The sequence below is a fragment of the Pseudomonas sp. TE3895 genome, assembly GCF_056278855.1.
In genome coordinates, this window is record NZ_JBWBQE010000001.1 from 1292630 (window position 1) to 1318959 (window position 26330).

Consider the following 26330-nt stretch of genomic DNA (forward strand, 5'->3'; position numbering starts at 1 on the left):
TACATGAAGCAGTAGGCGGGGCAAAATCAGACTAAAAGCGCCGTTATGCGACCCGTTGGTCGCGTATGGTCACGCTGGGAGAGGGTATGTTCGCAAAAAACAGGTGGATTGTTCCAGATAAATCTTGAAACAGTACACGATTGGCTGTGCAGATTGCCCTGCGGCAGGTTGCCGCGCCTTGCCTATACTGACTCGATCCCCCGATTTTCTGCCGCCCGGCGCGGTCCGACACGAGGAAGGGCTTGTGGATCATCTTGTACTGACTGTAATTGCCCCTGACAAGGCCGGCCAGGTCGAACGTATTGCCCAGTGCATCGCCGACCACAGTGGTAACTGGCTGGAAAGCCGCATGTCGCGTATGGCCGGGCAGTTTGCTGGCATTCTGCGGGTGGCGGTGCCGGCAGAGAATTACGCCGAGCTTGTGGCCTCGCTGCAGGGGCTGGCCAGGTATGACATTCGCGTGCTGATTGCCGAGAGTGGGATCGAGCCGTCGTGCACCTGGAAGCCAATTGCCATGGAGCTGGTGGGTAACGACCGGCCGGGGATCGTGCGGGACATTACCCGCTTGCTGGCCGAGTTGCAGGTAAACGTCGAGCGGTTTTCCACAGACGTGCAGCCGGCGCCGATGAGCAGTGAGCCGTTGTTCCACGCCGACGCATTGCTGGCGTTGCCGTTGACCTTGCCGCTGGAAGAACTGCAGCAGCGGCTGGAGAGCCTGGCGGATGACTTGATGGTGGAGTTGAAGCTGCGGGCAGAGGATTGATCAGCGATTGCCGGGGCCGCTTTGCGGCCCTATCGCGACACAAGCCCGCTCCCACACGGTCCTGCGTACACCGGACAAATGTGGGGCGGCCTTGTGTTGCGAAGCGGCCATCTGCGGTTATCCCGATATCACGGGGAAGGCCCTGTGGATAACCTGGGGGTGTACCTCTCCAGCCCAGGTATCACGTGCCTTGTACTGTTTTGCTCAAAAAATGCTCAATTATCAGCAGCTTGTGCACAAAGCGCGGGGACGAGGGTGTGGATAACCTATGGAGATGTCTCTGCAGGCCAGGCGCTACATGGCCTGCAGATCTTTGATCGTTTTCTGATCAGCTACGTTTGCGCAAGTTCAGCCATGCATCGACGCTGTAAATCGCCAAACCTGCCCAGATGAACATGAAGGCCGCCAGGGTGCTCGACGACAAATGCTCATCGAACAGCACTACAGCCTGCAACAGCACCAAGGTCGGTGCCAGGTACTGCAGGAAGCCCAGCGTGGTGTACGGCAGGTGCCGTGCGGCGGCGTTGAAGCATACCAGCGGCACCAGCGTCACCGGCCCGGCCGCCATCAGCCACAGCGCCTCGCTGCTGGTATAGAACGCGCCCTGGGCACTCATCGCGGCCGGGTGCAGCAGCAGCCAGCCAAGGGCCAGCGGCACCAGCATCCAGGTTTCCACCACCAGGCCGGGCAGTGCCGCCACCGGCGCCTGCTTACGGATCAGCCCATAGAAGCCGAAGCTCAACGCCAGCACCAGTGACACCCACGGCAGGCTGCCCACTTGCCACACCTGCTGCGCCACACCCACGGCAGCCATGCCCACCGCCAGCCATTGCAGGCGGCGCAGGCGCTCGCCAAGAATCAGCATGCCCAGCAGTACGTTGATCAGTGGGTTGATGTAATAGCCCAGGCTGGCCTCGAGCATACGGCCGTTGTTCACCGACCACACGTAGGTCAGCCAGTTACCGGCGATCAGTGCCCCGCTCAGTGCCAGGATGCCCAGCCGGCGCGGGTTGTTGCGCAGTTCCCGCCACCAGCCGGGGTGTTTCCACACCAGTAGCAGCAGCGAGCCGAACAGTGCTGACCAGAGCACCCGGTGGACAATGATTTCCACCGCCGGGACGCTCTGGATTGCCTTGAAGTAGAGGGGGAAAAGGCCCCAGATGATGTAGGCGCTCAAGCCCAGTATGTATCCGCGACGCGGGTTTGCGGCGTGCATGCAGAATCCTTGCTTAGGTTGCTAAATAAAGCGACGCCTATTGTAGACAGAGGCGGGCGTGCTTCTAGAACAATTTCAGCGGTGCTTCATCCAGCGCAGCCATCTGTTCGCGCAAGGCGAGAATCTGGTCGCCCCAGTAGCGTGGCTGGCCAAACCAAGGGAAGCTGGGCGGGAACGCGGGGTCGTCCCAGCGCCTTGCCAGCCAGGCGCTATAGTGCAGTTGCCGCAGGGCGCGCAGGGGCTCGATCAGGGCCAGTTCGCGCGGGTCGAAGTCGTGGAACTCGTTGTAGCCGTCGATCAGCTCGGCCAGTTGCCCCAGGCGCTCCTCGCGGTTGCCGGCCAGCATCATCCACAGGTCTTGCACCGCTGGGCCCATGCGGCAATCGTCGAGGTCGACCACGTGGTACACCTCGTCACGGTGCATCAGGTTGCCGGGGTGCAGGTCGCCGTGCAGGCGAATGAGCTGGTGTGGTGTGCGAGCGTAGATGTCCTCCACCCGCTTGAGCAGATCGCGGGCCACGGACTCGAACGCCGGCAGCAGTTCACGCGGGACAAAATTACCCTCCAGCAAGGTGTTCAGCGAGGCGTGGCCAAAGTTGTCCACAGCCAGTGCCTCGCGGTGCTTGAACGGCTTGCTGGCGCCCACGGCATGCAGGCGGCCAAGTAACTGACCCAGGCGATACAACTGGTCGAGGTTGCCAGGCTCGGGGGCGTGGCCGCCGCGACGGGGGAACAGCGTGAAGCGGAAGCCCTTGTGTTCGAACAAGGTGCGGTCATCGTGCTGCAGGGGCGCAACCACCGGGACTTCGCAGTCGGCGAGTTCGGCCGTGAAGGCGTGTTCTTCGAGGATGGCTGCATCGCTCCAGCGGCCTGGGCGGTAGAACTTGGCAATCAGCGGCTGCGCGTCTTCGATGCCCACCTGGTACACGCGGTTCTCGTAGCTGTTCAGCGCCAGCACCCGCGCATCGCTGAGAAAGCCCAGGCTTTCCACTGCGTCCAGGACCAGGTCGGGGGTGAGGGTGTCGAAGGGGTGGGACATGGTGGCTCCGGAGGGTAAGCGGCGTGGGGCCATGGTAGCGCGTTATGCCTGTGCCGGCTTCTTCACAGGCAGGCCCACAATCTGCTCACCGCGTGGCCAGGCTATGCCGGTATCCCGATCAGCACATAGGACGGATGGAACTGCACCCGCACCGAACTGCCGGCCGCCACCTGCTGCCCAGCCAACCACTGCGCCTCTGCAATGGCACACAACGTCTGGCCATTCCCCAGCGCCAGCCTGACCTCGCTGGGGCCGTCATCCTCGGCCAGCACTTCTTCCACCGTCGCGCTCAAACAGTTACTGCCCCTCTCGGCTTCTTCCTCTTGCGCCAGTAAACGCACCCACCCGGCCTTTAGCAGTGCCACCACCATCGTTCCCGGTGTCAGCTCCAGGCGCGCCGTGCTGTCGTGGGTGATCAGCGCATCGATCTCCAGCCCGCCACCCAATGCCAGGCTGACGCGGTCATACCGGCCTTCAGGGCGCAGGCCGCTGACCTGGCCCTGCAACTGGTTGCGCGCACTGGTGCGCAGCATCAGGCGCCCGAGCAGGTCGAGGTCGCTGGATTCTTCGGCGGCTTCAAGGATTTGTGCCTGCAGGGCCTGCAGCCTTTGGTACAGGCGCAACACCCGCTCGCCTTCCGGCGACAAGTGCGCACCGCCACCGCCGCGGCCACCGGTGCTGCGCTTGACCAAGGGCTGGCTGGCCAGGTTGTTGAGCTCGTCGATGGCATCCCAGGCCGCCTTGTAGCTGATACCTGCGGCCTTGGCGGCGCGGGTGATCGAGCCTTGTTCGGCAATGTGCTGCAGCAGCGCGATGCGCTGTGGGCGGCGGGCGATGTGCTGGGTGAGAACGGGGGGTAGGGACATGGGTATTCCGTATACAAGGGTGCTTTACAAAGGGGCAGGTCGCGCCTGGTCATACATACCCCGGTTTGGGCGTACGTGCCAGGCAATACACATCCACCCGCCGCGCACCTGCCTTGCGCAGTGCCTGGGCGATAGCCTGCGCAGTGGCACCGGTGGTCAACACATCATCGACGATGGCGACATGCTTGCCTTCCAGTTTGCCCATGACCGCGAACGCCTGGCGCAAATTGCGCTGCCGTGCCTTGGCGCCCAGATGTTGCTGTGCCGGTGTCTCGCGTGTGCGGACCAGCAAACGCTCGTTGCAGGTTACCCCGACGTGCGACGACAACCACCGCCCAAGCATCCCCGCCTGATTGAACCCCCGCTCGCGTAGTCGACGCCTGGCCAAAGGCACAGGCAACAGCAGGTCAGGGCGAGGCAACCCTTCGGCATAGCGATACAGCAGCCCCTGCCCCAGCAGCTCAGCCATCAGGCGTCCCAAAGGCCATTGGCGATTGTGCTTGAAACGGCTAATCAACGTGTCCACCGGAAAACCGAAATGCCACAGGGCAATGACCTGATCGAAGGCCGGCAAGCAGCGGCCACACGGGGCGCAGGTCAAGCCGGCCATGGGCAAGGGCAGGGCGCAATGCCGGCACTGATCACCCAGCCAGGGCAGCGCCTGTTCGCAGGTAACGCACAGCGGGTAAGGCTGCTCGGCAGGCTCATCGCATAACAAGCACTTCTGATTAATAAGTGAGCACTTGTAAACCAGTCGCTTCCAGTGCAGTTGACAGTTCATAGGCCTTCCATGACTATGCGAGCTATCCGTGATGCGCTGGCGGGCTTTCCTGTCCCGGCGCCAGCTACAGCCTAAACAAGGAAACGCCGATGAGCGCCAGCACAACTGCAACAACACGTCACGATTGGGCCCTGGCCGAGGTCAAGGCGCTGTTCCAGCAACCGTTCAATGATTTGCTGTTCCAGGCGCAGACCGTGCACCGCGCGCACTTCGACCCCAACCGCGTGCAGGTTTCGACCTTGCTGTCGATCAAGACCGGCGCCTGCCCGGAAGATTGCAAATATTGTCCGCAGTCCGGCCACTACAACACCGGGCTGGAGAAACAGAAGCTGATGGAAGTGCAGAAGGTGCTGGAAGAAGCTGCCCGCGCCAAAGCCATCGGTTCTACCCGTTTCTGCATGGGGGCGGCGTGGAAGCACCCGTCGGCCAAAGACATGCCCTACGTGCTGGAGATGGTCAAAGGCGTCAAGGCCATGGGCCTGGAAACCTGCATGACCCTCGGCAAACTCGACCAGGAGCAGACCAAGGCCCTGGCCCACGCTGGTCTGGACTACTACAACCACAACCTCGACACCTCGCCGGAGTTCTACGGCAGTATCATCACCACACGTACCTACAGCGAGCGCCTGCAGACCCTGGCCTACGTACGCGATGCCGGGATGAAAATCTGCTCTGGTGGCATTCTGGGCATGGGTGAATCGCTGGATGACCGCGCCGGCCTGCTGATCCAGCTGGCCAACCTGCCGGAACACCCGGAGTCGGTGCCGATCAACATGCTGGTCAAGGTGGCCGGCACGCCGCTGGCTGAGGAAGAGGACGTCGACCCGTTCGACTTTATCCGTATGCTGGCCGTGGCCCGTATCCTCATGCCCAAGTCTCACGTGCGCCTGTCCGCCGGCCGCGAGCAGATGAACGAGCAGATGCAGGCCCTGGCCTTCATGGCGGGCGCCAACTCGATCTTCTACGGCGAAAAGCTGCTGACCACTGCCAACCCCCAGGCCGACAAGGACATGCAGCTGTTCGCACGCCTGGGCATCAAGCCCGAAGCGCGTGAAGAGCACGCCGACGAAGTGCACCAGGCAGCCATCGAGCAAGCGCTGGTCGAGCAGCGCAGCAGCGAGATGTTCTACGACGCCGCGACAGCCTGATATGGCTTTCGACCTGGCAGCGCGCCTGGCCGAACGGCGCGCCGCAGACCTGTATCGGCAGCGGCCATTGCTGGAAAGCCCGCAAGGGCCGGAAGTGGTGGTCGACGGCCAGCGGTTGCTGGCCTTCTGCAGCAATGACTACCTGGGCCTGGCCAACCACCCCGAGGTGATCGCCGCCTGGCAGGCCGGCGCCGAGCGCTGGGGTGTGGGTGGTGGTGCCTCGCACCTGGTGGTTGGCCACAGCACCCCGCACCATCAGGCTGAAGAGGCACTGGCTGAACTCACCGGCCGCCCGCGCGCCCTGTTGTTCTCCACCGGCTATATGGCCAATCTGGGCGCCATCACCGCGCTGGTGGGGCACGGCGACACGGTACTGCAAGACCGCCTCAACCATGCCTCGCTGCTGGATGGCGGGCTGCTCAGTGGTGCCCGCTTCAACCGCTACCTGCATAACGACCCGGCCAGCCTGGCCAGCCGCCTGGACAAGGCAGTCGGCAATACCCTGGTGGTGACCGATGGCGTATTCAGCATGGACGGTGACCTCGCCAACCTTCCGGCGCTGGCCGATGTCGCCCGTGCCCGCGGAGCCTGGCTGATGGTTGACGATGCCCATGGCCTGGGTACCTTGGGCGCACAGGGCGGCGGCATCGTCGAGCACTTTGGCCTGGGCGTGGATGACGTACCGGTGCTGATCGGCACGCTGGGCAAGGCTTGCGGCACTGCGGGCGCCTTTGTTGCTGGCAGCGAAGCGCTGATCGAGGCGTTGGTACAGTTCGCCCGCCCCTATATCTACACCACCAGCCAGCCACCGGCGCTGGCCTGCGCCACACTCAAGAGCCTGGAGCTGCTGCGCCGCGAAACCTGGCGTCGTGAGCACCTGGCAGCCTTGATTCGCCAGTTCCGAGAAGGCGCGCAGCAGATGGGGCTGCAATTGATGGATAGTCCGACGCCGATCCAGCCCATCGTCATCGGCGACAGTGCGCAGGCGTTGCGCCTGTCACGCCTGCTGCGTGAGCGCGGCTTGCTGGTGACGGCCATCCGTCCACCCACCGTGCCGGCTGGCAGCGCACGCCTGCGGGTAACCCTGAGCGCCGCACACAGCGAGGCGCAGGTGCAGCTATTGTTGAATGCATTGGCCGAGTGTTATCCACAGTTGGAGAACGCCGATGCGTAATCGACTTGTTCTATTGCCCGGCTGGGGCTTGGGAACTGCTGCGCTGGAGCCGCTGGCCGCTAGCCTGCGTGCCCAGGATGCCCGCCTGCAGGTAGAGCTGATGCCCCTGCCAGAACTGGCCCACAGCGATGTGCAGGCCTGGATCGACCATCTGGACCGCAAGCTGCCCAACAATGTCTGGCTGGGTGGCTGGTCACTGGGTGGCATGTTGGCCAGCGCGCTGGCGCACAAGCGTGGCGACCACTGCTGCGGGCTGCTGACCTTGGCCAGCAACCCCAGCTTCCTGGCCCGGCCAGATTGGCCCCATGGCATGGCCGAAGACACCTTCGGCACCTTCCTCGACGGCTGCCGCAACCACACCCAGGTCACCCTCAAGCGCTTCCGTACCTTGTGCAGCGACGGCGCCCTGCAGCCGCGCACCTTGTTGCGCCAGCTGGGTGTCGGCGTGCCGGATACCGACCCGTTGTACCTGGCTACTGGCCTTGAAGTGCTGGCCAAGCTGGACACCCGTGAAGCCTTGCAGGCCTATGGTGGCCCGCAACTGCACCTGTTCGCTGGCAGCGATGCGCTAGTGCCGGCAGAGGCGGCAAAGGCGTTGAGCGAGCTGTTGCCCGATGTAGAAGTGGGCCTGGTCGAAGACAGTTCCCACGCGTTCCTGCTGGAGTACCCGCAGGAGCTGGCGGCGGGCATCAAGAGTTTTCTGCATGAGAGTGGCGATGACTGACCTTTCCCGTCCGACCCTGCCCGGCGCATTGCCCGACAAGCGCCAGGTGGCGGCCTCGTTCTCCCGCGCCGCGGCCAGCTACGACAGCGTGGCGGCCCTTCAGCGTGCTGTAGGCTTGAGCCTGCTGGAGCAGTTGCCGGCAGGCCTGAAGCCGTCACACTGGCTGGACCTGGGCAGCGGCACCGGCCATTTCAGCCGCATGCTGGCCGAGCGTTTCGCCCAGGCCAGCGGCGTGGCGGTGGATATAGCCGAAGGCATGTTGCTTCATGCCCGTCATGTAAAGGGTGGAGCGCAGTATCACGTGGTTGGCGACGCCGAGCGTTTGCCGCTGTGCGATGGCAGCGTCGACCTGGTGTTTTCCAGCCTGGCGGTGCAGTGGTGCGATCAGTTCGCCAGTGTGCTGGCCGAGGCGCAGCGGGTGCTGCGCCCAGGTGGAGTACTGGCCTTCAGCAGCCTGTGCGTGGGCACCCTCGACGAACTGCGCGCCAGCTGGCAGGCGGTGGATGGCCTGGTGCATGTAAACCGCTTCCGCCGTTTCGAAGACTATCAGCGCCTGTGCGCAGCCAGCGGTTTTGAGCAGCTTGAGCTGGAGCGGTGCCCGCATGTGCTGCACTACCCGGATGTGCGCAGCCTGACCCACGAACTGAAGGCGTTGGGGGCGCACAATCTGAACCCTGGGCGACCTTCCGGCCTCACCGGCCGGGCGCGAATGCAGGGCCTGTTGCAGGCCTATGAGGCATTTCGCCAACCCGCGGGGCTGCCAGCCACCTATCAAGTGGTCTATGGTGTGTTGCGCAAGCCACTGGCGTAAGGGGAGCACGATGAGCCAGGCCTTTTTCATTGCGGGTACCGATACCGATGTCGGCAAGACCACCATCGCCGCTGGCCTGTTGCATGCGGCGCGTTTGCAGGGCATGAGCACACTGGGTGCCAAGCCGGTTGCCTCGGGCTGCACCATGACGCCGAAAGGTTTGCGCAATAGCGATGCCCTGGCGCTGATCGACGAAAGCACGGTCAAGCTGCCCTATGAGCAGGTCAATCCGTTTGCCTTCGAGCCTGCTATTGCCCCGCATGTGGCGGCGCGCGAGGCAGGGGTGACGCTGGCTGTGCCAGAACTGCTCGCGGCGATGCGCAATGTGCTGCAACAAAATGCCGACTTCACCCTGATAGAGGGGGCCGGTGGCTGGCGCGTACCGCTGTCGGGCCTGGAGAACCTGTCCGACCTTGCCGTTGCCCTGCGGTTGCCGGTGATTCTGGTGGTAGGCGTGCGGTTGGGTTGCATCAGCCATGCCTTGCTCAGCGCCGAAGCGATCGAGCGTGATGGGCTGCAGTTGGCGGGTTGGGTGGCAAACATCATCGAGCCGCGCACCTCACGCCTGGAAGAGAACCTGGCCAGCCTTGCAGAGCGCTTGCCGGCGCCTTGCCTGGGGCGGGTGCCCAAGCTCAAGCAGGCCAGTGCCGACATGGTGGCTGAGCATCTGCAGCTGGATCTGCTGGATTAGTGTGATGCAGGCCCGGCCTCTTCGCGGGTAAACCCGCTCCTACGAGGGGACGCATACCGTTGTGGGCGCGGGTTTACCCGCGAGGCGGCCAGTGCAGGAATACCCAAGGCCTATCAACTGGCATTGAGCCATTAGGGATTTAAACGGGCCTTTTCGCCCCTAGCCTGTTTTAATTGGGGCTGTTCGTCATCCAGCGTCAATGGAGTCCTGACATGGAAATCACCGGTAGCTCCGCCTACTACGCGGGCCTGAGCGCAATCCAGACCGGCCAGAACCGCGTCGATCAGGCCGCCAGCCAGATCGCCAACACCACTGCCGAACGTACCGCCACTAGCCAGTCCAGCGATTTTCAGGCCGAACGCCTGCGCGCGGTCGACCGCAGCCAGCAGATGGACCTGGCCACCAGTGTCGTGCAACAGGCGGTGGGCAAGACCGAAGTCGAGCTTGGCGCGAAGGTCGCCAAGGCATCCGACGAAATGCTTGGCCGGATCATCGACACCTACGCCTGAACACTTGCGTCATCCCCTATTTCAGCGCCTGCCCTTGTAGGAGCGGGCTTGCCCGCGAATGCGTCCGATCAGACAACAATTTTGTCTGGTCGGGCCTCTTCGCGGGCAAGCCCGCTCCTACAAGGGTTTGTGCCATGGCATGACTGATTTGCCATTTTTCGTGGCGTAAATGGCACCATAGTCCATCCTTGACAGAAAGCTGAGCTAAACGTAAGTTTCAAACAACTGTTTGATCGGCTTCCGCCAAGCGCGGGTCACCCCACAGAACTCACCTAGAGGTTCATCGCAATGCCTGACTACAAAGCCCCCTTGCGTGATATCCGCTTCGTTCGCGACGAGCTGCTTGGCTATGAGGCGCACTATCAGAGCCTGCCGGGCTGCCAGGACGCCACGCCCGACATGGTCGACGCGATCCTTGAAGAAGGCGCGAAGTTCTGTGAGCAGGTGTTGTCGCCGTTGAACCGCGTGGGTGACCAGGAAGGCTGCACCTGGAGCGAATCGGGGGTGAAAACCCCAACCGGCTTCAAGGAAGCCTACCAGCAGTTCGTCGAAGGCGGCTGGCCGAGCCTGGCACATGACGTCGAGCATGGCGGCCAAGGCCTGCCAGAGTCGCTGGGCCTGGCCCTGAGCGAAATGGTCGGTGGCTCGAACTGGTCGTGGGGTATGTACCCAGGCCTGTCGCATGGCGCGATGAACACTATTTCTGCGCATGGCACTGCCGAGCAGCAGCACACCTACCTGACCAAGCTGGTGTCCGGCGAGTGGACCGGCACCATGTGCCTGACCGAACCGCACTGCGGTACCGACCTGGGCATGCTGCGCACCAAGGCCGAGCCACAGGCCGACGGCAGCTACAAAGTGTCGGGCACCAAGATCTTCATTTCGGCCGGTGAGCACGACATGGCCGACAACATTGTCCATATCGTCCTGGCCCGCCTGCCGGACGCACCGGCCGGTACCAAGGGGATTTCGCTGTTCATCGTGCCGAAGTTCCTGCCCAACGCCGAGGGAGGCGTGGGCGAGCGCAACGGCGTGAGCTGCGGCTCGATCGAACACAAGATGGGCATCCACGGTAACGCTACCTGCGTCATGAACTTCGATGCTGCCACCGGCTACCTGATCGGCCCAGCCAACAAAGGCCTGAACTGCATGTTCACCTTCATGAACACTGCTCGCCTGGGTACCGCGCTGCAAGGCCTGGCCCACGCCGAGGTGGCGTTCCAGGGTGGCCTGAAGTACGCCCGTGAGCGCCTGCAGATGCGTTCCCTGACCGGTCCGAAAGCACCGGACAAGGCCGCTGACCCGATCATCGTCCATCCCGACGTGCGCCGCATGCTGCTGACCATGAAGGCCTTCGCCGAAGGCAATCGCGCGATGGTGTACTTCACTGCCAAGCAGGTGGACATCGTCAAGTACAGCCAGGACGAAGAAGAGCGCAAGAAGGCTGATGCCCTGCTGGCGTTCCTGACCCCGATCGCCAAGGCATTCATGACCGAAGTCGGTTTCGAAGCCGCCAACCACGGCGTACAGATCTACGGTGGCCATGGCTTCATCGCCGAATGGGGCATGGAGCAGAATGTGCGCGACAGCCGTATCTCCATGCTGTACGAAGGCACTACCGGTATTCAGGCCCTCGACCTGCTCGGTCGCAAAGTGCTGATGACTCAGGGCGAAGCACTGAAGGGCTTCACCAAGATCGTGCACAAGTTCTGCCAGGCGCAGGAAGGTAACGAAGCGGTCAAGGAGTTCGTCGAACCGCTGGCGGCCATCAACAAGGAGTGGGGCGAGCTGACCATGAAAGTGGGCATGGCTGCCATGAAGGACCGTGAAGAAGTGGGTGCGGCTTCGGTCGATTACCTGATGTACTCCGGCTATGCCTGCCTGGCTTACTTCTGGGCCGACATCGCCCGTCTGGCCGCCGAGAAACTGGCAGCCGGTACCAGCGAGGAGGCGTTCTACACCGCCAAGCTGCAGACTGCCCGCTTCTACTTCCAGCGCATCCTGCCACGTACCCGTACCCATGTGGCGACCATGCTGTCGGGCGCCAACAACCTGATGGCGATGGACGAAGAGCACTTCGGCCTGTCGTACTGATACTGGCGCTGTAGCCAAAACCCGCCTGCCCTGACCGGCAGGCGGGTTTTTTTGTCTTCAGGTTCAGCGTGGTCCCTCGTAGGAGCGGGTTTACCCGCGAAAGGGCCGGCCCTGCTGACCAATCTCGATCAGCCGTTCACCGTTGCCGGCGCTACCGTATTCGCGGGTAAACCCGCTCCTACCACGGTGGTGGACACACATCAGGGGTTGGACACAGGCCGTCGTGTAGGAGCGGGTTCACCCGCGAAGAGGCCGTGCCTGCTGGCCAATCTCCATCAGCCGTTCACCGTTGCCGGCGCTACCGTATTCGCGGGTAAACCCGCTCCTACAAGGCTCGCGTGGCGGCCGGAAGTTCGTTCATCCAACCGCAAATTCAACTGTTCCAGTGCACTGCCGATGAAGTGAGGGCACAATGCCATTATGAATCTGCCGGGTTGGAGATTACCCTTGTTTCGTTTTAACGCTGTTCGCGCAAGCCACTTCCTGCCGTCGCTGTTCTTGTTGCTGGCAGGGCTCGCCGCAGCCTATGTGAGAGACCTCAGCGTCTTTTTCACATCGCTGTTCAATGTCCTGCCTACCTTGGTTCTACTACTGGGCGGCGCCTACTGCGCGGTTTATCGCCGCCAGCGTGAGCTGTTCCTGATGCTGACGGTGTACATCGCCTACTTCCTGCTCGATACCCAGACCGACTTCTACCGTGACCATGGCCGCGTGCGTGAGGACGCCGCGGTGATCTTCCACCTGGTCTGCCTGTTGCTGCCGGCGCTGTTCGGGCTGTACGGCGCCTGGCAGGAGCGCACGCACCTGCTGCAGGACCTGGTCGCCCGCGGTGCCGTACTGTTTGCCGTGGGCAGTGTGGCGGTGGCCCTCCAGCAAAGCTACCCCGAGGCGTTGCTGACCTGGTTGGCGGAGATCCGCTGGCCGGCTTTGCATGGCCACTGGATGAGCCTGATCCAGATGGTCTACCCACTGTTCCTGGGTGTGTTCATTCTGCTGGTGGTGCAGTACCTGCGTGCACCCCGGCCGCTGCACGCTGCGCAGTTGATCGGCCTGCTGGGCATTTTCTGGATGCTGCCGCAAACCTTCATCCTGCCGTTTACCTTGAACATCATGTGCAGCCAGGTAATGTTGATGATCGCCGCAGCCGTGGCGCACGAGGCTTATCAGATGGCCTTCCGTGACGAGCTGACTGGCCTGCCGGGGCGTCGTGCGCTGAACGAGCGCATGCAGCGCCTGGGGCGTAACTATGTGATCGCCATGACCGATGTCGACCACTTCAAGAAATTCAACGACACCCACGGCCACGATGTCGGTGACCAGGTGCTGCGGTTGGTCGCCAGCCGCTTGTCCAAGGTCACCGGCGGTGGCCGCGCCTACCGTTATGGCGGGGAGGAGTTCGCCCTGGTGTTCGCCGGCAAGACTGCCGCGGAATGCGTGCCGCATGTGGAAGCCGTGCGTGAAGTGATCGCCAATTACGTGATGCACCTGCGCGATCAGCACAACCGCCCGCAGGACGATACCGCCGGGCGCCAGCGCCGGGCGGGCAGCGCCGGCGGCACGGTCTCGGTCACCATCAGTATCGGCGTGGCCGAGCGCCAGGCCGATCATCGAAACCCCGAGGCGGTGCTGAAATCCGCCGACCAGGCGCTTTACAGTGCCAAAGGCGCGGGGCGAAATTGTGTCATGGTGCATGGGCGACAATCACAGCGTGGGGCAGTGCGCACGGCGTGACCAGTCGAGACTATGCAGTCGATTGATGACCCTATGTCTCGCAAAAGTTGTTCGGTTACACTGCCAGTAACCCCAGTGTCGCGGTTCCCCGAGACCGCCCCGACCCGACTAGCGAGAGGTTGTCATGGCTGACTATAAAGCGCCGCTGCGCGACATGCGCTTCGTACTGAATGAAGTCTTCAACGTGGCCGAGCAGTGGACGCAGTTGCCCGGGCTGGCCGAGGTTGTCGATGCCGACACGGCCATGGCCGTGCTGGAAGAAGCCGGCAAGGTCACCGCCAGGACCATTGCGCCGCTCAGCCGCGCCGCCGACGAAGAGGGCTGCCACTGGGACAACGGCGCGGTACGCACCCCAGCCGGTTTCATCGAGGCCTACAACACCTACGCCGAAGGCGGCTGGGTGGGCGTGGGCGGCGACCCGCTGTTCGGCGGTATGGGTATGCCCAAGGCCATCTCGGCCCAGGTCGAGGAAATGGTCAACGCGTCCAGCCTGGCTTTCGGCCTGTACCCGATGCTGACCGCCGGCGCCTGCCTATCGATCAACGCCCACGCCAGCGAGGCCTTGAAGGAAAAATACCTTCCGAACATGTATGCCGGCGTTTGGGCCGGCTCCATGTGCCTGACCGAGCCGCATGCCGGTACTGACCTGGGCATCATCCGCACCAAGGCCGAGCCCCAGTCTGATGGCAGCTACAAGGTCAGCGGTACCAAGATTTTCATCACGGGTGGCGAACACGACCTGACCGAGAACATCATCCATCTGGTGCTGGCCAAGTTGCCGGATGCACCGGCGGGGCCGAAAGGTATTTCGCTGTTCCTGGTGCCGAAATTCCTGGTCAATGAAGACGGTAGCCTCGGCGCGCGGAACCCGGCCACCTGCGGCTCGATCGAGCACAAAATGGGCATCCAGGCTTCGGCTACCTGTGTGATGAACTTCGACGAAGCTGTCGGCTACATCGTCGGTGAGCCGAACAAAGGCCTGGCGGCCATGTTCACCATGATGAACTACGAGCGCCTGGGCGTTGGCATTCAAGGCCTGGCGTCGGCCGAGCGCTCCTACCAGAACGCCGTGGAGTACGCCCGCGATCGCCTGCAAAGCCGTGCCCCGGCCGGCCCACAAGCCAAGGACAAGGCTGCCGACCCGATCATCGTCCACCCGGACGTGCGTCGCATGCTGTTGACCATGAAGGCGCTGATCGAAGGTGGCCGCGCATTCTCCACTTATGTGGCCATGCAACTGGACAGTGCCAAGTACAGCGAAGACGCCAGCGTGCGCAAACGCAGCGAAGAGCTGGTGGCACTGTTGACGCCGGTGGCGAAGGCCTTCCTCACCGACCTGGGCCTGGAGTGCGCAGTGCACGGCCAGCAGGTATTTGGCGGGCATGGTTACATTCGTGAGTGGGGGCAGGAGCAGTTGGTGCGCGACGTGCGCATTACCCAGATCTACGAAGGTACCAATGGCATCCAGGCCCTCGACCTGATGGGGCGTAAAGTGGTGGCCAGCGGCGGGGCATACTACAAGCTGTTCTCTGACGAGATTCGTCAGTTCATTACCGGTGCAGGCAGCGAACTGGACGAATTCGCCAAGCCACTGGGCGCTTCGCTCGACCAGCTCGACGGGTTGACCGAGTGGGTACTGCAACAGGCCAAGGGCAACCCGAATGAAATTGGCGCGGCTTCGGTCGAGTACCTGCATGCCTTTGGCTATGTTGCCTATGGCTACATGTGGGCACTGATGGCGCGGGCGGCCCAGGCGGGCGAGGGGGATGCGCCGTTCTATTCGGGCAAGCTGGGTACGGCGCGGTTCTACTTCGCGCGGTTGCTGCCACGGGTGGATTCGCTGGTGGCTTCGGTGAAGGCGGGAAGTGAGTCGCTGTACCTGCTGGATGCCGAGCAGTTCTGATCGATTTCTGGGGCTGCTGCGCAGCCCAATCGCGACGCAAGGCCGCTCCCACAGGTATCGCCTAAGTTTGGATATGTGGGCCTTGCGTCGCGATTGGGCCGCAAAGCGGCCTCAGCCATCGCATATCTGTGAATGAACTCCCTGTGTAAGCTTTTTCCTACACGACGCGGTGACTTTTCACCACTGTTCTAAGATTGGATCCACGGTTAATCTTTACCACATGGACGTTGCGCAGGAAGCGCATAGGACAGATCAAGGATGACGACGAAGGACCACCTGCCAGGATGGCGGGGCGATACGGATGTCACAGGGAAACAGTCTGGAAAACCCCGCTTCGGCGGGGTTTTCTTTATGTGCGTGTTTTAGGCCAGCACATCCAGCGGTGATGCCCCCAGCAGGCGGGCGTCCGTCTCTTCCTCAAGCAATGTGCGCAGCAGCTCTACAGAGGCCTGCTGGCGCTGGGCATCGCGAAATACCAGGCCAACCTTCAATGGCACGCGCGGCTCGCTCAACGGCTTCCACAGCAGCCCCTGATCATCTTCGGCGGCCTCCTTGGCGCGCCCCGGCAGAATGGTAGCCAGCGCCGTGTGCGCGAGGCTATCGAGAATCCCTGCCATATTGTTCATCTCTGCCTGCACCTGCGGCCGTCGGCCTTGGCTGGCCAGCTGCGCCTGCCAGATCTGGCGGATCTGGAACTCTTCGCCCAGCATCAGCATGGGCAACTCGGCGGCCTGACGGATGGACACCTTCTTGAAGTCCTTCAGCGGGTGGGTATCGGGTATGACCAGTTGCAGCTCATCTTCGTACAACAGCAGGCCATGCAGCCCTGGCTGGCGCGGCGGCAAGTAGCTGATGCCGATGTCCAGGTTGCCGTTGAGCAGGCGCCGTTCGATCTCCATCCCCGACAACTCGTAAATCTGCACGACCAGGTGAGGTTGAGCCTTGCGCAGCCGTTCAAGCAGCTGCGGTATCAGGCTTGGCCGCACGGTCTGCAATACACCGATAGCCAAGGTGCGCAGCGACTGGCCCTTGAAGTTGCGCATAGCCTCGTGGGCGCGCTGCAGGCCGTCGAGCAACGGCAGGGCATGGTTGTACAAGGTGTGGGCGGCCAGGGTCGGCAGCAAGCGTTTGTTGCTGCGCTCGAACAGGCTCAGGTCGAGGCTGTGCTCCAATTGGCGAATCTGCTGGGAAAGCGCCGGCTGTGACAGCGACAGGCGTTCGGCGGCACGGCCTACGTGGCCTTCTTCGTACACCGCGACGAAATAACGCAGTTGGCGGAAATCCATAAGCAACACTTATCAAAAATGCTGGAAAAACGAAATGGTCGAAAACCCTGCTGAAGCCTAGTCTATCGCCGTATTCCAAAGGGTTACAGCGATGATTCGGTCGATTGTTACCCCGGATGAAAAACACTTTTGATAGGAAAGGCAAAATATCGAGTGCCGGCACCAAGACCGCACCGTGGCTGCCCTTTACCGTGATTGGTTGGAGCCCTTGATGAACCTGTTCAACCTGCGCCGCTCGGCTCCTGCCGCCGCCGCCGAGCCCAAGCGTGCGCCGGTGATCGTGCCGCACGCGTCTGAGCTGTCGCCTGAGCGCCTGATGCCCGGCGCCGAACGTGCAGCGCAGGTATTCGTGCGTGGCCAGGGCTCGTGGTTGTGGGACAACGAAGGGCATGCCTACCTGGACTTCACTCAGGGCGGTGCGGTCAACAGCTTGGGCCACAGCCCCAGCGTGCTGGTCAAAGCGTTGGGCAACCAGGCTCAGGCGTTGATCAACCCAGGCTCGGGCTTCCACAACCGTGGCCTGCTGGGGCTGGTCAACCGGCTGTGTCAGAGTACCGGCAGTGACCAGGCCTACCTGCTCAACAGCGGTGCCGAGGCCTGTGAAGGGGCGATCAAGCTGGCGCGTAAGTGGGGCCAGCTGCACCGCAATGGCGCCTATCACATCATTACTGCCAGCCAAGCCTGCCATGGCCGTAGCCTGGGCGCGCTGTCAGCGTCCGACCCGTTGCCGTGCAATCGCTGCGAACCTGGCCTGCCGGGTTTCAGCAAGGTGCCGTTCAATGACCTGGCGGCGCTGCACGCCGAGGTGGATTCACGCACCGTGGCAATCATGCTCGAGCCGATACAGGGCGAGGCGGGCGTTATTCCCGCTACTCAGGAATACCTCAAGGGTGTGGAAACGCTCTGCCGCGAACTGGGCATCCTGCTGATCCTTGATGAGGTGCAGACCGGTATTGGTCGCTGTGGTGCGCTGCTGGCCGAGGAGCTCTATGGCGTGCGTGCCGACATCATCACCTTGGGCAAGGGCCTGGGGGGCGGCGTGCCGCTGGCCGCCTTGTTGGCGAGGGGCAAGGCATGCTGCGCCGAGCCTGGTGAGCTGGAAGGCAGCCATCACGGCAACGCGCTGATGTGCGCCGCCGGCCTGGCGGTGCTGGACAGCGTGCTGGAACCTGGCTTTCTGGCCCAGGTACAGGACAACGGTCGTCACCTGCGTGAAGGCCTTAGCCGCCTGACCGGGCGCTATGGTCAGGGTGAAGTGCGCGGTCACGGGCTGCTATGGGCCCTGCAACTGAAAGAAAACCTGGCTCGCGAACTGGTGGCTGCGGCCCTGCACGAAGGCCTGCTGCTCAACGCGCCGCAAGCGGATGTAGTGCGCTTTTCACCGGCGCTGACTGTGAGCAAAGGCAACATCGACGAAATGCTGCTGCGCCTGGCGCGCGCTTTCGCCCGCCTGCATGCCCAGCAGCAGGCCCGTCGCGAAATGCCGGCGTAGCGGCCTGGCAAAGAATTCAACGAACCGTCTGGCGTTCCTGCGCATCGCCCCTGGCCTGTTTCATTCGGCCCGGGGCGTTTTTTTTTGCCTGTGGAACCTCTACGGCTGGGAGCTAGTCTTTGATGTAACCCTTCAGGAGAGACTCGCATGGACTTTATTCGCATCATCATCGCCATTCTTCTGCCACCGCTGGGCGTGTTTCTGCAGGTGGGGTTTGGCGGGGCGTTCTGGCTGAATATTCTGCTGACCTTGCTGGGGTACATTCCGGGGATCGTGCATGCGGTATACATCATCGCCAAGCGCTGACACAGGCAGAGACTCGCCCCTGCAGGAGCAGCGCAAGGTCGCTCCTGCTCGGGGCGCCTGGAACTATTGCGCCAACACCCGGCAATAGAATTTCCACTCTTCTTCCAAGGCATGCGCCAGGTTCTCCGCCTTGCGGAACCCGTGCCGCTCCTGCGCATAAAAATGCCCTTCAGCGTCGATCCCGTTGGCCTGTAGCGCCGCCAACATGGCGCGTGTCTGCTCCGGCACTACCACCGCATCCAGCTCACCCTGGAAGAAAATCACCGGCACCTTGATGCGCTGCGCATGCAGCAGCGGCGTGCGCTGGCGATAGCGTTCAGTGTCGCGCTGCGGGTCGCCGATCAGCCAGTCCAGGTAATCGCCCTCGAACTTGTGGGTGGCACGGCCCAGGGCTATCGGGTCGCTGACCCCGTACAGGCTGGCGCCGGCGCGAAACACGTCTTGGAACGCCAAAGCGCACAGGGTGGTGTAGCCCCCGGCGCTGCCGCCGCGGATGAACGCCTTGCGTTTGTCGACCACGCCCTGAGCCGCCAGGTATTCGACTACCGCGCAGGCATCGGCCACATCGCTCTCGCCCCAGCGCTGGTGCAGTGCCTGGCGGTATTCCCGACCATAGCCGGTGCTGCCCCGGTAGTTGAGGTCGGCCACGGCAAAGCCGCGCTGGGTCCAATACTGGATACGCGGGTCGAGCACGGGATAACAGGCTGAGGTTGGCCCGCCGTGGATGAACACCACCAGCGGTGCGGCGCCTTGCGGCTGCGCTGGCGGGTAGAAGAAACCATGGGCCTGCTCGCCGCCACTGTCGTAATGGATCGGCTGCGGCAGGCTGATTTGCCCTGCCGGCAGCATTTCGGCACCACCGGCCAGCACGCGTACTTCATGGTTGCTGCGGTCAATGGCAATGACTGCCGGGGGGCTGATGGGCGACGCGGCGATGGCATACAGGTGTTCGCTGTCCATGGCCAGGCTGCGAAAGCGTGTGTAGGCACTGGCGAAACGCTCCATACGGCCATCTTCACCACGCAGCCCCAATTGCCCGAAGCCGTCTTCGAACCAGCTGGCCAGGTAGCTTTGCGGGCCCAGTGCCAACCAGGTACAGGTGCCCAATTGCCAAGGCGCAGCAGCATGGTCTGCCGGTGCGGCAGGCAACGCCTGCCATTGGCCATCGACCTCACCCCAGGGTTGCCAGAAACCATTGCGGTCGGACAGGCAGTAGAGCCGACCTTCGGCATCGAAGCGTGGTTGTTGCAGCGATTCTTCTGCGGCGGCTACACATTGCGCCGGCCCCCAGTGGCCGCTGGCATCGCGCGCGCGATACATCAGCCGGGTGACGGTCCAGGGCTGCGCCGGGCGGTCCCATTCGATCCACGCCAGGCGCTGGCCATCGGCACTGACGGCAGGCGAGGCGTAGAAGTCGGCGCCCTCGGCGAGCACCTGGCGGCTGCTGTTACCCAGAGCGACCAGGCGGTGCTCTACCTGCTCGGCATGGCGCTCTTCGACGGCCAGCACCTGGCCGTCGTGCCACTGCACATCGCCGTAGCGGCAGCTGACATCCTGAGTCAGCGCACGCGGTAGCGAATCGTCCAGCGGCTGGGTGTAGACCTGCTGGTCCTTTTCGTTGACGAACACCAGCCCGTCGCCACCCAGGCAGAAGCTGCCGCCGCCGTACTCATAGACCCGGCTGCGTACGCTGAAGCCGTCCGGAGTCAGGCAGCGGGCCTGGTAGTGCAGCCAGTGCCAGATACGGCACGCTCCATCGGCCGGGCGGAATTCGTTCCAGAACAGCCCGTCGGCACTGACCTTGAGTTCGGCGAAGTCGGTGCCGGCGGCAACCGCCTGGGCCGCGCTGAACTCAGCCGCGGGCGATGACACGGGAGTTTCGATCATTGCGGAAGGTCATCTGTTCGATCGCGAGCTGGGCGGTTTCTGCCTCCTCGCGGGCCTTGAGGATGATGCCGTGCTCGGTCGATTTGGCGCACACCGGGTCTGCGTTGCTGGCATCGCCGGTCAGCATGAAGGCCTGGCAGCGACAGCCGCCGAAGTCCTTTTCTTTCTCGTCGCAGGAGCGGCAAGGTTCGCGCATCCACTCATAGCCACGGAAGCGGTTGAAACCGAACGACTCATACCAGATATGGTGCAAGTCGTGGTCGCGTACATTCGGAAACTGCACGGGCAGCTGGCGGGCGCCGTGGCAGGGCAAGGCGGTACCGTCCGGGGTGATGGTGAGGAACAGGTTGCCCCAGCCGTTCATGCAGGCCTTGGGGCGCTCTTCGTAGTAGTCAGGGGTAACGAAAATCAGCTTGCACGGGTTGCCCTCGGCCTTGAGCTTGTCCCGGTATTCGTTGGTGATACGTTCTGCCCGCTCGAGCTGCGCGCGGGTTGGCAGCAGCCCAAGGCGGTTGAGGTGCGCCCAGCCATAGAACTGGCACGTGGCGAGCTCGACAAAGTCGGCCTCCAGGGCAATGCACAACTCGATGATGCGGTCGATCTTGTCGATGTTGTGCCGATGGGTGACGAAGTTGAGCACCATCGGGTAGCCATGGGCTTTTACCGCGCGGGCCATTTCCAGCTTCTGTGCAAAAGCCTTTTTCGAGCCGGCCAGCAGGTTGTTCACCTGCTCGTCGCTGGCCTGGAAGCTGATCTGGATATGGTCCAGGCCGGCCTTCTTGAAGTCGGCGATGCGCGCCTCGGTCAGGCCAATGCCCGAGGTGATCAGGTTGGTGTAGTAACCCAGGCGGCGGGCCTCTGCGATCAGCTGGGCAAGGTCCTGGCGTACCAGCGGTTCGCCGCCGGAAAAACCGATTTGTGCGGCGCCCATTTCCCGCGCTTCAGCCATGACCTTGAACCACTGTTCGGTGCTCAGCTCCTGGCCCTGGGCGGCGAAGTCCAGTGGGTTGGAGCAGTAAGGGCACTGCAGCGGGCAGCGGTAGGTCAGTTCGGCCAGCAGCCACAGCGGCAGGCCGACCTCGGGCGTGGGCGGCAACTCAGGCGAGGACGATCCAGTGTTCGGCACGGGCCACCTCCATGAACTGCTCGATGTCATCGGCCACTTCCGGGACACCGGGGAATTGCTGTTCGAGTTCGCTGATGATCGCTGCCACGTCACGCTGGCCGTCGATCAGGCCACCGATCAGGCTCGCGCTGTCGTTGAGCTTGATCATGCCTTCGGGGTACAGCAACACATGGCCCTTTTGCGCCGGCTCGTACTGGAAGCGGTAGCCGGGGCGCCAGTTGGGTACCTGGTTACGGTCGAAACTCATAGGGTGATTCCCTTGTGCCACACCCGTTCCTGGGTGACGGAGTGATAGGGTGGGCGGTTCAGTTCGTAGGCCATGCTCATGGCATCGAGCATACTCCAGAGGATATCCAGCTTGAACTGCAGTATCTCCAGCATACGCTCCTGGCCCGCACGGGTGGTGTAGTGCTGCAGGGTAATCGCCAGGCCGTGTTCCACATCGCGTCGCGCCTGGCCCAGGCGGGTACGGAAATACTCATAGCCGGCGGGGTCGATCCACGGGTAGTGTTGCGGCCAGCTGTCCAGGCGTGACTGGTGGATTTGTGGGGCGAACAGCTCGGTCAGCGAGCTGCTGGCGGCTTCCTGCCAGCTGGCGCGGCGGGCGAAGTTGACGTAGGCGTCCACGGCAAAGCGCACGCCTGGCAATACCAGTTCTTGCGAGCGCAATTGGTCCGGGTCCAGCCCGACAGCCTGGCCCAGGCGCAGCCAGGCTTCGATGCCGCCATCCTCGCCGGGAGCACCATCGTGGTCGAGCAGGCGCTGGATCCACTCGCGGCGCACTTCGCGGTCCGGGCAGTTGGCCAGGATCGCGGCATCCTTCATCGGGATGTTGACCTGGTAGTAGAAGCGGTTGGCTACCCAGCCCTGGATCTGCTCGCGGGTGGCGCGCCCCTGGTACATCGCCACGTGGTACGGGTGATGGATGTGGTAATAGGCGCCCTTGGCGCGCAGGGCCTGCTCGAATTCGGCAGGGGACATTGGCAGTGCGTCGCTCATTCGGCTGGCTCCTGTAGAACGATTATCTGGCCGGGCACATCCCTCTCCCTTGTGGGAGCGGGCGTGCCCGCGAACACCGGCGAAGCCGGTGCCATGGACCGTGTTGGCTTTTTCGCGGGCATGCCCGCTCCCACAGGGTCTGGTGTCGCCTCACAGACTGTTTTACAACGCGATGCTCATGCCATCGAAGGCAACTTCGACGCCTCGGCGCAGGACTTCGGCGCGCTCGGGTGAGTCTTCGTCGAGAATCGGGTTGGTGTTGTTGATGTGGATAAGTACCTTGCGCTGGCGCGGGAAGCCGTCGAGCACTTCCAGCATGCCGCCAGGGCCGTTCTGGGCCAGGTGACCCATCTCGCGGCCGGTGCGGGTGCCCACGCCACGGCGCTGCATTTCGTCGTCTTCCCACAGGGTGCCGTCGACCAGCAGGCAGTCGGCACCGTGCATCATCGCCAGCAGCTTTTCGTCTACCTGGCCCAGGCCCGGGGCGTAGAACAGCTTGCCGCCGGTGCGGGTGTCTTCGACCATCAAACCCAGGTTATCGCCCGGGTGCGGGTCGAAGCGGTGTGGCGAATAAGGCGGCGCGGCGCTGCGCAGGGGGAAGGGGGTGAACTTGAGGTTGGGGCAGGCGTCGATCACGAAGCTGCCTTCCAGCTCGATACGGTTCCACTGCAGGCCACCGTTCCAGTGGCTGAGCATGTTGAACAGCGGGAAACCGGTGGTCAGGTCCTGGTGGACCATGTCCGTGCACCACACCTGATGCGGGCAGCCTTCGCGCAGGCTGAGCAGGCCGGTGGTGTGGTCGATCTGGCTGTCCAGCAGGACGATGGCGTTGATACCGGTGTCGCGCAGTGCCCGGGCCGGCTGCATCGGCGCAAAGGCCTGCAGTTGGGCGCGGATGTCGGGCGAGGCATTGCACAATATCCAGTGCACACCGTCGTCGGACAGGGCGATGGATGACTGGGTGCGCGCCGTGGCTTTCAGGGTGCCATCACGGTAGCCCTTGCAGTTGACGCAGTTGCAGTTCCACTGCGGGAACCCGCCACCGGCGGCGGAGCCGAGAACCTGGATGTACATGGCCACTCTCTATGCAGAAACCGGATCGGAAAAACGAAAACGCCCCGGCAGGCCGAGGCGTGAAACCCTAAGCCTGGCTTAGCGGTTAGCGAAGTACATGGTGACTTCGAAGCCGATACGCAGGTCAGTGTATGCAGGTTTGGTCCACATGGAATTACTCCTTCCGAATGAGGGTTGGGTTGTTCAGCTACTACTTGGGTACCGCCATGCGTTGGCAGTTCCGTGAAAACGGGATTGCGCTATCTTACAAGAAAAATTTGAACCGGAAGGTTAATTATTCGAGAAGCGCCGTTGCAGTTCGCGTAATAATCATCGATTTTCGCCCTGCCAGGAAGTGTCTGGCGCGGCAGCGTTGGCCAAACATAGCCAAGCGGAACCTGGGTTGAGCAGGTCGCTCAGCAGGTGGTCCAGATCCGTCTGCCGCGTAGTCAGGATAGACCTGCGCAGCACATCCAGCCGATCGGCTTGTGTGGCCAAGTGTGTCTGCCACGCCCATTCGGCGACATCGGCATTGGCCATGGCGGGTTCGTCGAATTGCCCAGCCAACGCCTGGCTAGCGGCCGGGTCAAGGGTGACGCCATGGCGCAGCAGGCTGAGCAGGTGGTCGAGCACCTGTGCCTGACCGGTGTGGGGGGATTGCACGCCGAACAACAGCCCACCGACCCCCTCGACCTGACGAAAGGCGCTGAACACCGCGTAGCCGAGTTGCAAGTCTACCCGCAGGCGCTGGTAAACCGGCCCTTGCAGCAATTGGGCTAACAGGCGGCCCGCGGCCTCTTTTGCCGCCGGCAACGGGCAGAACAGCAGCAGGGCATGTTCGCTGCCTGGCACTTGGGCATGCTGCCAGCGGTGGTTGGCCCATGACGGCAGGGGGCCAGGCCGCGAGCCTTGCCCAGGGCACTGCAACAGCGCGGTGCCCAAGGCGTTTAGCGCGGTATCCTCGAAGCCTGCAGCCATGCCATGCCACTCGGTGTTCAGCCACAGGGTGTCAAGTTGCTGCTGGGTAAGCGTGCAGGCAGGCACCACTGCGGGCAGGCTACCCCGTACCGCGTCTGGCAGTTGCTTGAGCAGGGCCCTGATGGGGATCAGGGCCGGGGGCAGCGCCGTGCAGGGCAGCCAGCAACTGGCAGGTGGCTTGAGCATCAAGGCCAAGGCTTGTTCCACTGCCCGCAGCACTGCTGCTGGCAGGCCGGCGCAGCGCAACTGCCAGTATTCTCCGGCGCTGCTGTACTGCAGTTGCACGGAGGCGCGGTCACAGCGTTCCTGCAGTGGTGCCAGGGCCAGTTCCAGCACACGCTGTAGCTGCTGGCGCAAAGGCGAAGGTACATACCAGCGCAGGTACAGCGCAGCGTATTGGCGCGCGGGCGGGAGCTGGTCACTGATCTTCAGCGCTGCCGGCAGCGGCTGCGCCTTGGCATGGGGCAGGTCAGCCTTCAGCAATGGATCGACTGGCAAAAGCTGCCAATCGCCATGGTCGCCACCTGGCAGGCTTTCCAGCAGGGCGCCAAGCGCCTGCAACCCTTGGGCATCCAGCCTGGCGAACGGCTGGCCTGTGCTGTCCCGGCGTGCCAGCTCGAGCGCGCTGGCACTGTGCGCACGGCTGTGCTGCAACAGGCCGAATTGGTGGTTCAACTGTTCGCGGTCGGCCTGGCGGATGAACCTGAACCAACCTTGCAGCAGGGCGCTGGCTTCGTCCGGGCAAGCGTCGGCACTGAGCTTCAGGTCAAGGTGCCACAGCAGCTGACCGGCGAACGCATACAGCCTTTCGGCCGTGAAACGTTGTAGCCAGTCACGCTCGCGAAGCGCGCCCAGCCAGGTACCTGGGCGGCTGTCCTCCAGGTAAGCGATCAGCAGTTCCAGGGCGTGCTCGGCGCCGCTGGGGAGGCCTTGGTGAGTGAAGGTCAGGGAGCTAGCGATTGCTGGCAGTGGCGGCGGCGGCATTTGCGGCACGCGCTCACCTGCGGCGAACAGTTCGGCATGCTGCCGGGCAAGGTGTTCAAGTTCATCCAGCGGCTGCGGACCGCAAAGGCTCAGGCAGATCTGGCCGCCTTGGTAGAAGCGCTGATGAAAGCCCGCAAGCGCTTGCTGGAAGGCCGCATCGTGCAAGGCCAGGGTGTATCGATTGCCAGCATGAAAAGCGCCCAGTGGATGCTTGGCTGACACTGACTGCAGCAAGGCGAACTGCTGTTGGGCCGATGGATTGCGCGACCAGGCGATGAATTCGGCATGGATCACTTCGCGTTCACGGCGTTGGCGTTCGATGCCCAGATCCGGTTCTGCCAGCATTTGGCACAGGCGCTCGAGACCGCCACCGAGCGTGTTGGGGGGCACCTCGAAGAAAAAGTCGGTGGCGCGTTCCCGGGTGCTGGCGTTGACCTGGCCGCCCAGGGCTTGCACGTAGCGCATCAGGCCGTCTTCCAGCGGGAAGCGCGGGGTACCGAGGAAGAACAGGTGTTCGAGGAAGTGCGCCAGACCGGGCCATTTGGCAGGCGCGTCGTGGCTGCCCGCGTGCACCCGCAGTGCGGCGGCCGAGCGCTTGAGGCGCGGGGCGTGGCGCAGGGTCAGTTGCAAGCCGTTGGCGAGGGTAAGTTGGCGGATGGCGTCAAGCATGGGGGCTCCGGTGGCTGCGCTCCATGCTAACCGATTTGTTCGTAGGCCCGGCCTTTTCGCGGGTAGGGCGCCGGTATGAAAGGCAGCGCAGACCCCGTGG

24 protein-coding genes are annotated in these 26330 nt (G+C 63.1%); 12 read left to right on the top strand and 12 right to left on the bottom strand.

From position 1 onward, the window contains the following. The first annotated feature begins 244 nt into the window (after positions 1-244). Entirely contained in the window at positions 245-763 is a 519-nt protein-coding gene (locus ACZ889_RS05695) for a glycine cleavage system transcriptional repressor (RefSeq protein ID WP_003255620.1), read from the top strand. 328 nt (positions 764-1091) lie between these two features. On the opposite strand, the gene rarD is transcribed toward ACZ889_RS05695, so the two are convergent. The 4 genes from rarD to ACZ889_RS05715 form a co-directional block, all read right to left on the bottom strand. Further along, complete coding sequence (gene rarD, locus ACZ889_RS05700) at positions 1092-1979, bottom strand: EamA family transporter RarD (RefSeq protein ID WP_003255619.1); 888 nt, start codon at positions 1977-1979, stop codon at positions 1092-1094. A gap of 64 nt (positions 1980-2043) precedes the next feature. Further along, positions 2044-3018: a serine/threonine protein kinase gene (locus ACZ889_RS05705; protein WP_004577117.1), complete on the bottom strand. Its 975-nt coding sequence runs from the start codon at positions 3016-3018 to the stop codon at positions 2044-2046. 101 nt (positions 3019-3119) lie between these two features. Further along, positions 3120-3884 (bottom strand): TOBE domain-containing protein, encoded by a 765-nt coding sequence (locus ACZ889_RS05710; RefSeq protein ID WP_476257229.1) that lies wholly within the window; start codon positions 3882-3884, stop codon positions 3120-3122. 49 nt (positions 3885-3933) lie between these two features. Next, the gene (locus ACZ889_RS05715) at positions 3934-4665 is read right to left on the bottom strand and encodes a ComF family protein (protein WP_003255613.1); all 732 of its coding nucleotides are present in this window, start codon (positions 4663-4665) and stop codon (positions 3934-3936) included. A gap of 89 nt (positions 4666-4754) precedes the next feature. Here ACZ889_RS05715 and bioB point away from each other — a divergent pair, with 89 nt between their 5' ends. From bioB to ACZ889_RS05760, 9 genes are all read left to right on the top strand, one after another. After that, on the top strand, positions 4755-5813 hold the full coding sequence (bioB, locus tag ACZ889_RS05720) for a biotin synthase BioB (protein ID WP_003255611.1): 1059 nt from the start codon (positions 4755-4757) through the stop codon (positions 5811-5813). Between the two features lies 1 nt (position 5814). Next, positions 5815-6987, top strand: coding sequence for an 8-amino-7-oxononanoate synthase (gene bioF, locus ACZ889_RS05725; RefSeq protein ID WP_476257230.1), 1173 nt, complete (start codon positions 5815-5817; stop codon positions 6985-6987). Then, positions 6980-7711, top strand: a complete 732-nt coding sequence (locus tag ACZ889_RS05730; protein WP_004577121.1) for an alpha/beta fold hydrolase — start codon at positions 6980-6982, stop codon at positions 7709-7711. The genes bioF and ACZ889_RS05730 overlap by 8 nt, the downstream gene beginning before the upstream one ends. Further along, positions 7704-8522 (top strand): malonyl-ACP O-methyltransferase BioC, encoded by an 819-nt coding sequence (gene bioC / locus ACZ889_RS05735; RefSeq protein WP_180688960.1) that lies wholly within the window; start codon positions 7704-7706, stop codon positions 8520-8522. The genes ACZ889_RS05730 and bioC overlap by 8 nt, the downstream gene beginning before the upstream one ends. Positions 8523-8532: 10 nt before the next feature. Further along, positions 8533-9213: a dethiobiotin synthase gene (bioD, locus tag ACZ889_RS05740; protein ID WP_003255605.1), complete on the top strand. Its 681-nt coding sequence runs from the start codon at positions 8533-8535 to the stop codon at positions 9211-9213. Between the two features lie 212 nt (positions 9214-9425). Beyond that, on the top strand, positions 9426-9722 hold the full coding sequence (locus ACZ889_RS05745; protein ID WP_003255603.1) for a hypothetical protein: 297 nt from the start codon (positions 9426-9428) through the stop codon (positions 9720-9722). Positions 9723-10010: 288 nt separating this feature from the next. Continuing rightward, positions 10011-11816 (top strand): phenylacyl-CoA dehydrogenase, encoded by a 1806-nt coding sequence (locus ACZ889_RS05750; RefSeq protein ID WP_010951720.1) that lies wholly within the window; start codon positions 10011-10013, stop codon positions 11814-11816. Positions 11817-12263: 447 nt separating this feature from the next. Next, positions 12264-13547, top strand: a complete 1284-nt coding sequence (locus tag ACZ889_RS05755; RefSeq protein ID WP_003255601.1) for a GGDEF domain-containing protein — start codon at positions 12264-12266, stop codon at positions 13545-13547. Positions 13548-13671: 124 nt separating this feature from the next. Next, on the top strand, positions 13672-15450 hold the full coding sequence (locus tag ACZ889_RS05760; RefSeq protein ID WP_047603137.1) for an acyl-CoA dehydrogenase C-terminal domain-containing protein: 1779 nt from the start codon (positions 13672-13674) through the stop codon (positions 15448-15450). A 362-nt stretch (positions 15451-15812) separates the two neighbouring features. On the opposite strand, the gene ACZ889_RS05765 is transcribed toward ACZ889_RS05760, so the two are convergent. After that, the gene (locus ACZ889_RS05765; RefSeq protein ID WP_476257231.1) at positions 15813-16736 is read right to left on the bottom strand and encodes a LysR family transcriptional regulator; all 924 of its coding nucleotides are present in this window, start codon (positions 16734-16736) and stop codon (positions 15813-15815) included. A 211-nt stretch (positions 16737-16947) separates the two neighbouring features. On the opposite strand from ACZ889_RS05765, the gene ACZ889_RS05770 reads away from it, so the two are divergent. Both ACZ889_RS05770 and ACZ889_RS05775 read left to right on the top strand, forming a co-directional pair. Then, positions 16948-18228, top strand: coding sequence for an aspartate aminotransferase family protein (locus ACZ889_RS05770; protein WP_180688957.1), 1281 nt, complete (start codon positions 16948-16950; stop codon positions 18226-18228). Positions 18229-18375: 147 nt separating this feature from the next. Beyond that, positions 18376-18534 carry a YqaE/Pmp3 family membrane protein gene (locus ACZ889_RS05775; protein ID WP_003177654.1) on the top strand — a complete coding sequence of 53 codons (159 nt, stop codon included), beginning with the start codon at positions 18376-18378 and terminating at the stop codon, positions 18532-18534. A gap of 63 nt (positions 18535-18597) precedes the next feature. Here the strand turns inward: ACZ889_RS05775 and ACZ889_RS05780 are convergent, their stop codons facing one another. The 7 genes from ACZ889_RS05780 to pqqF all read right to left on the bottom strand — a co-directional run bounded on the left by ACZ889_RS05780 (position 18598) and on the right by pqqF (position 26230). After that, on the bottom strand, positions 18598-20421 hold the full coding sequence (locus tag ACZ889_RS05780; protein ID WP_180688956.1) for a S9 family peptidase: 1824 nt from the start codon (positions 20419-20421) through the stop codon (positions 18598-18600). Beyond that, the gene (gene pqqE / locus ACZ889_RS05785) at positions 20387-21547 is read right to left on the bottom strand and encodes a pyrroloquinoline quinone biosynthesis protein PqqE (RefSeq protein ID WP_014860209.1); all 1161 of its coding nucleotides are present in this window, start codon (positions 21545-21547) and stop codon (positions 20387-20389) included. Before pqqE ends, ACZ889_RS05780 begins: the two co-directional genes overlap by 35 nt. Further along, complete coding sequence (pqqD, locus tag ACZ889_RS05790) at positions 21519-21794, bottom strand: pyrroloquinoline quinone biosynthesis peptide chaperone PqqD (RefSeq protein WP_010951728.1); 276 nt, start codon at positions 21792-21794, stop codon at positions 21519-21521. The genes pqqE and pqqD overlap by 29 nt, the downstream gene beginning before the upstream one ends. After that, entirely contained in the window at positions 21791-22546 is a 756-nt protein-coding gene (pqqC, locus tag ACZ889_RS05795) for a pyrroloquinoline-quinone synthase PqqC (RefSeq protein ID WP_003255592.1), read from the bottom strand. The genes pqqD and pqqC overlap by 4 nt, the downstream gene beginning before the upstream one ends. 162 nt (positions 22547-22708) lie before the next feature. After that, positions 22709-23620 (bottom strand): pyrroloquinoline quinone biosynthesis protein PqqB, encoded by a 912-nt coding sequence (pqqB, locus tag ACZ889_RS05800; RefSeq protein WP_003255590.1) that lies wholly within the window; start codon positions 23618-23620, stop codon positions 22709-22711. Between the two features lie 78 nt (positions 23621-23698). Continuing rightward, positions 23699-23770, bottom strand: coding sequence for a pyrroloquinoline quinone precursor peptide PqqA (pqqA, locus tag ACZ889_RS05805; RefSeq protein ID WP_003243383.1), 72 nt, complete (start codon positions 23768-23770; stop codon positions 23699-23701). 159 nt (positions 23771-23929) lie between these two features. After that, positions 23930-26230 (bottom strand): pyrroloquinoline quinone biosynthesis protein PqqF, encoded by a 2301-nt coding sequence (gene pqqF, locus ACZ889_RS05810; protein ID WP_476257232.1) that lies wholly within the window; start codon positions 26228-26230, stop codon positions 23930-23932. Positions 26231-26330 lie beyond the last annotated feature (100 nt).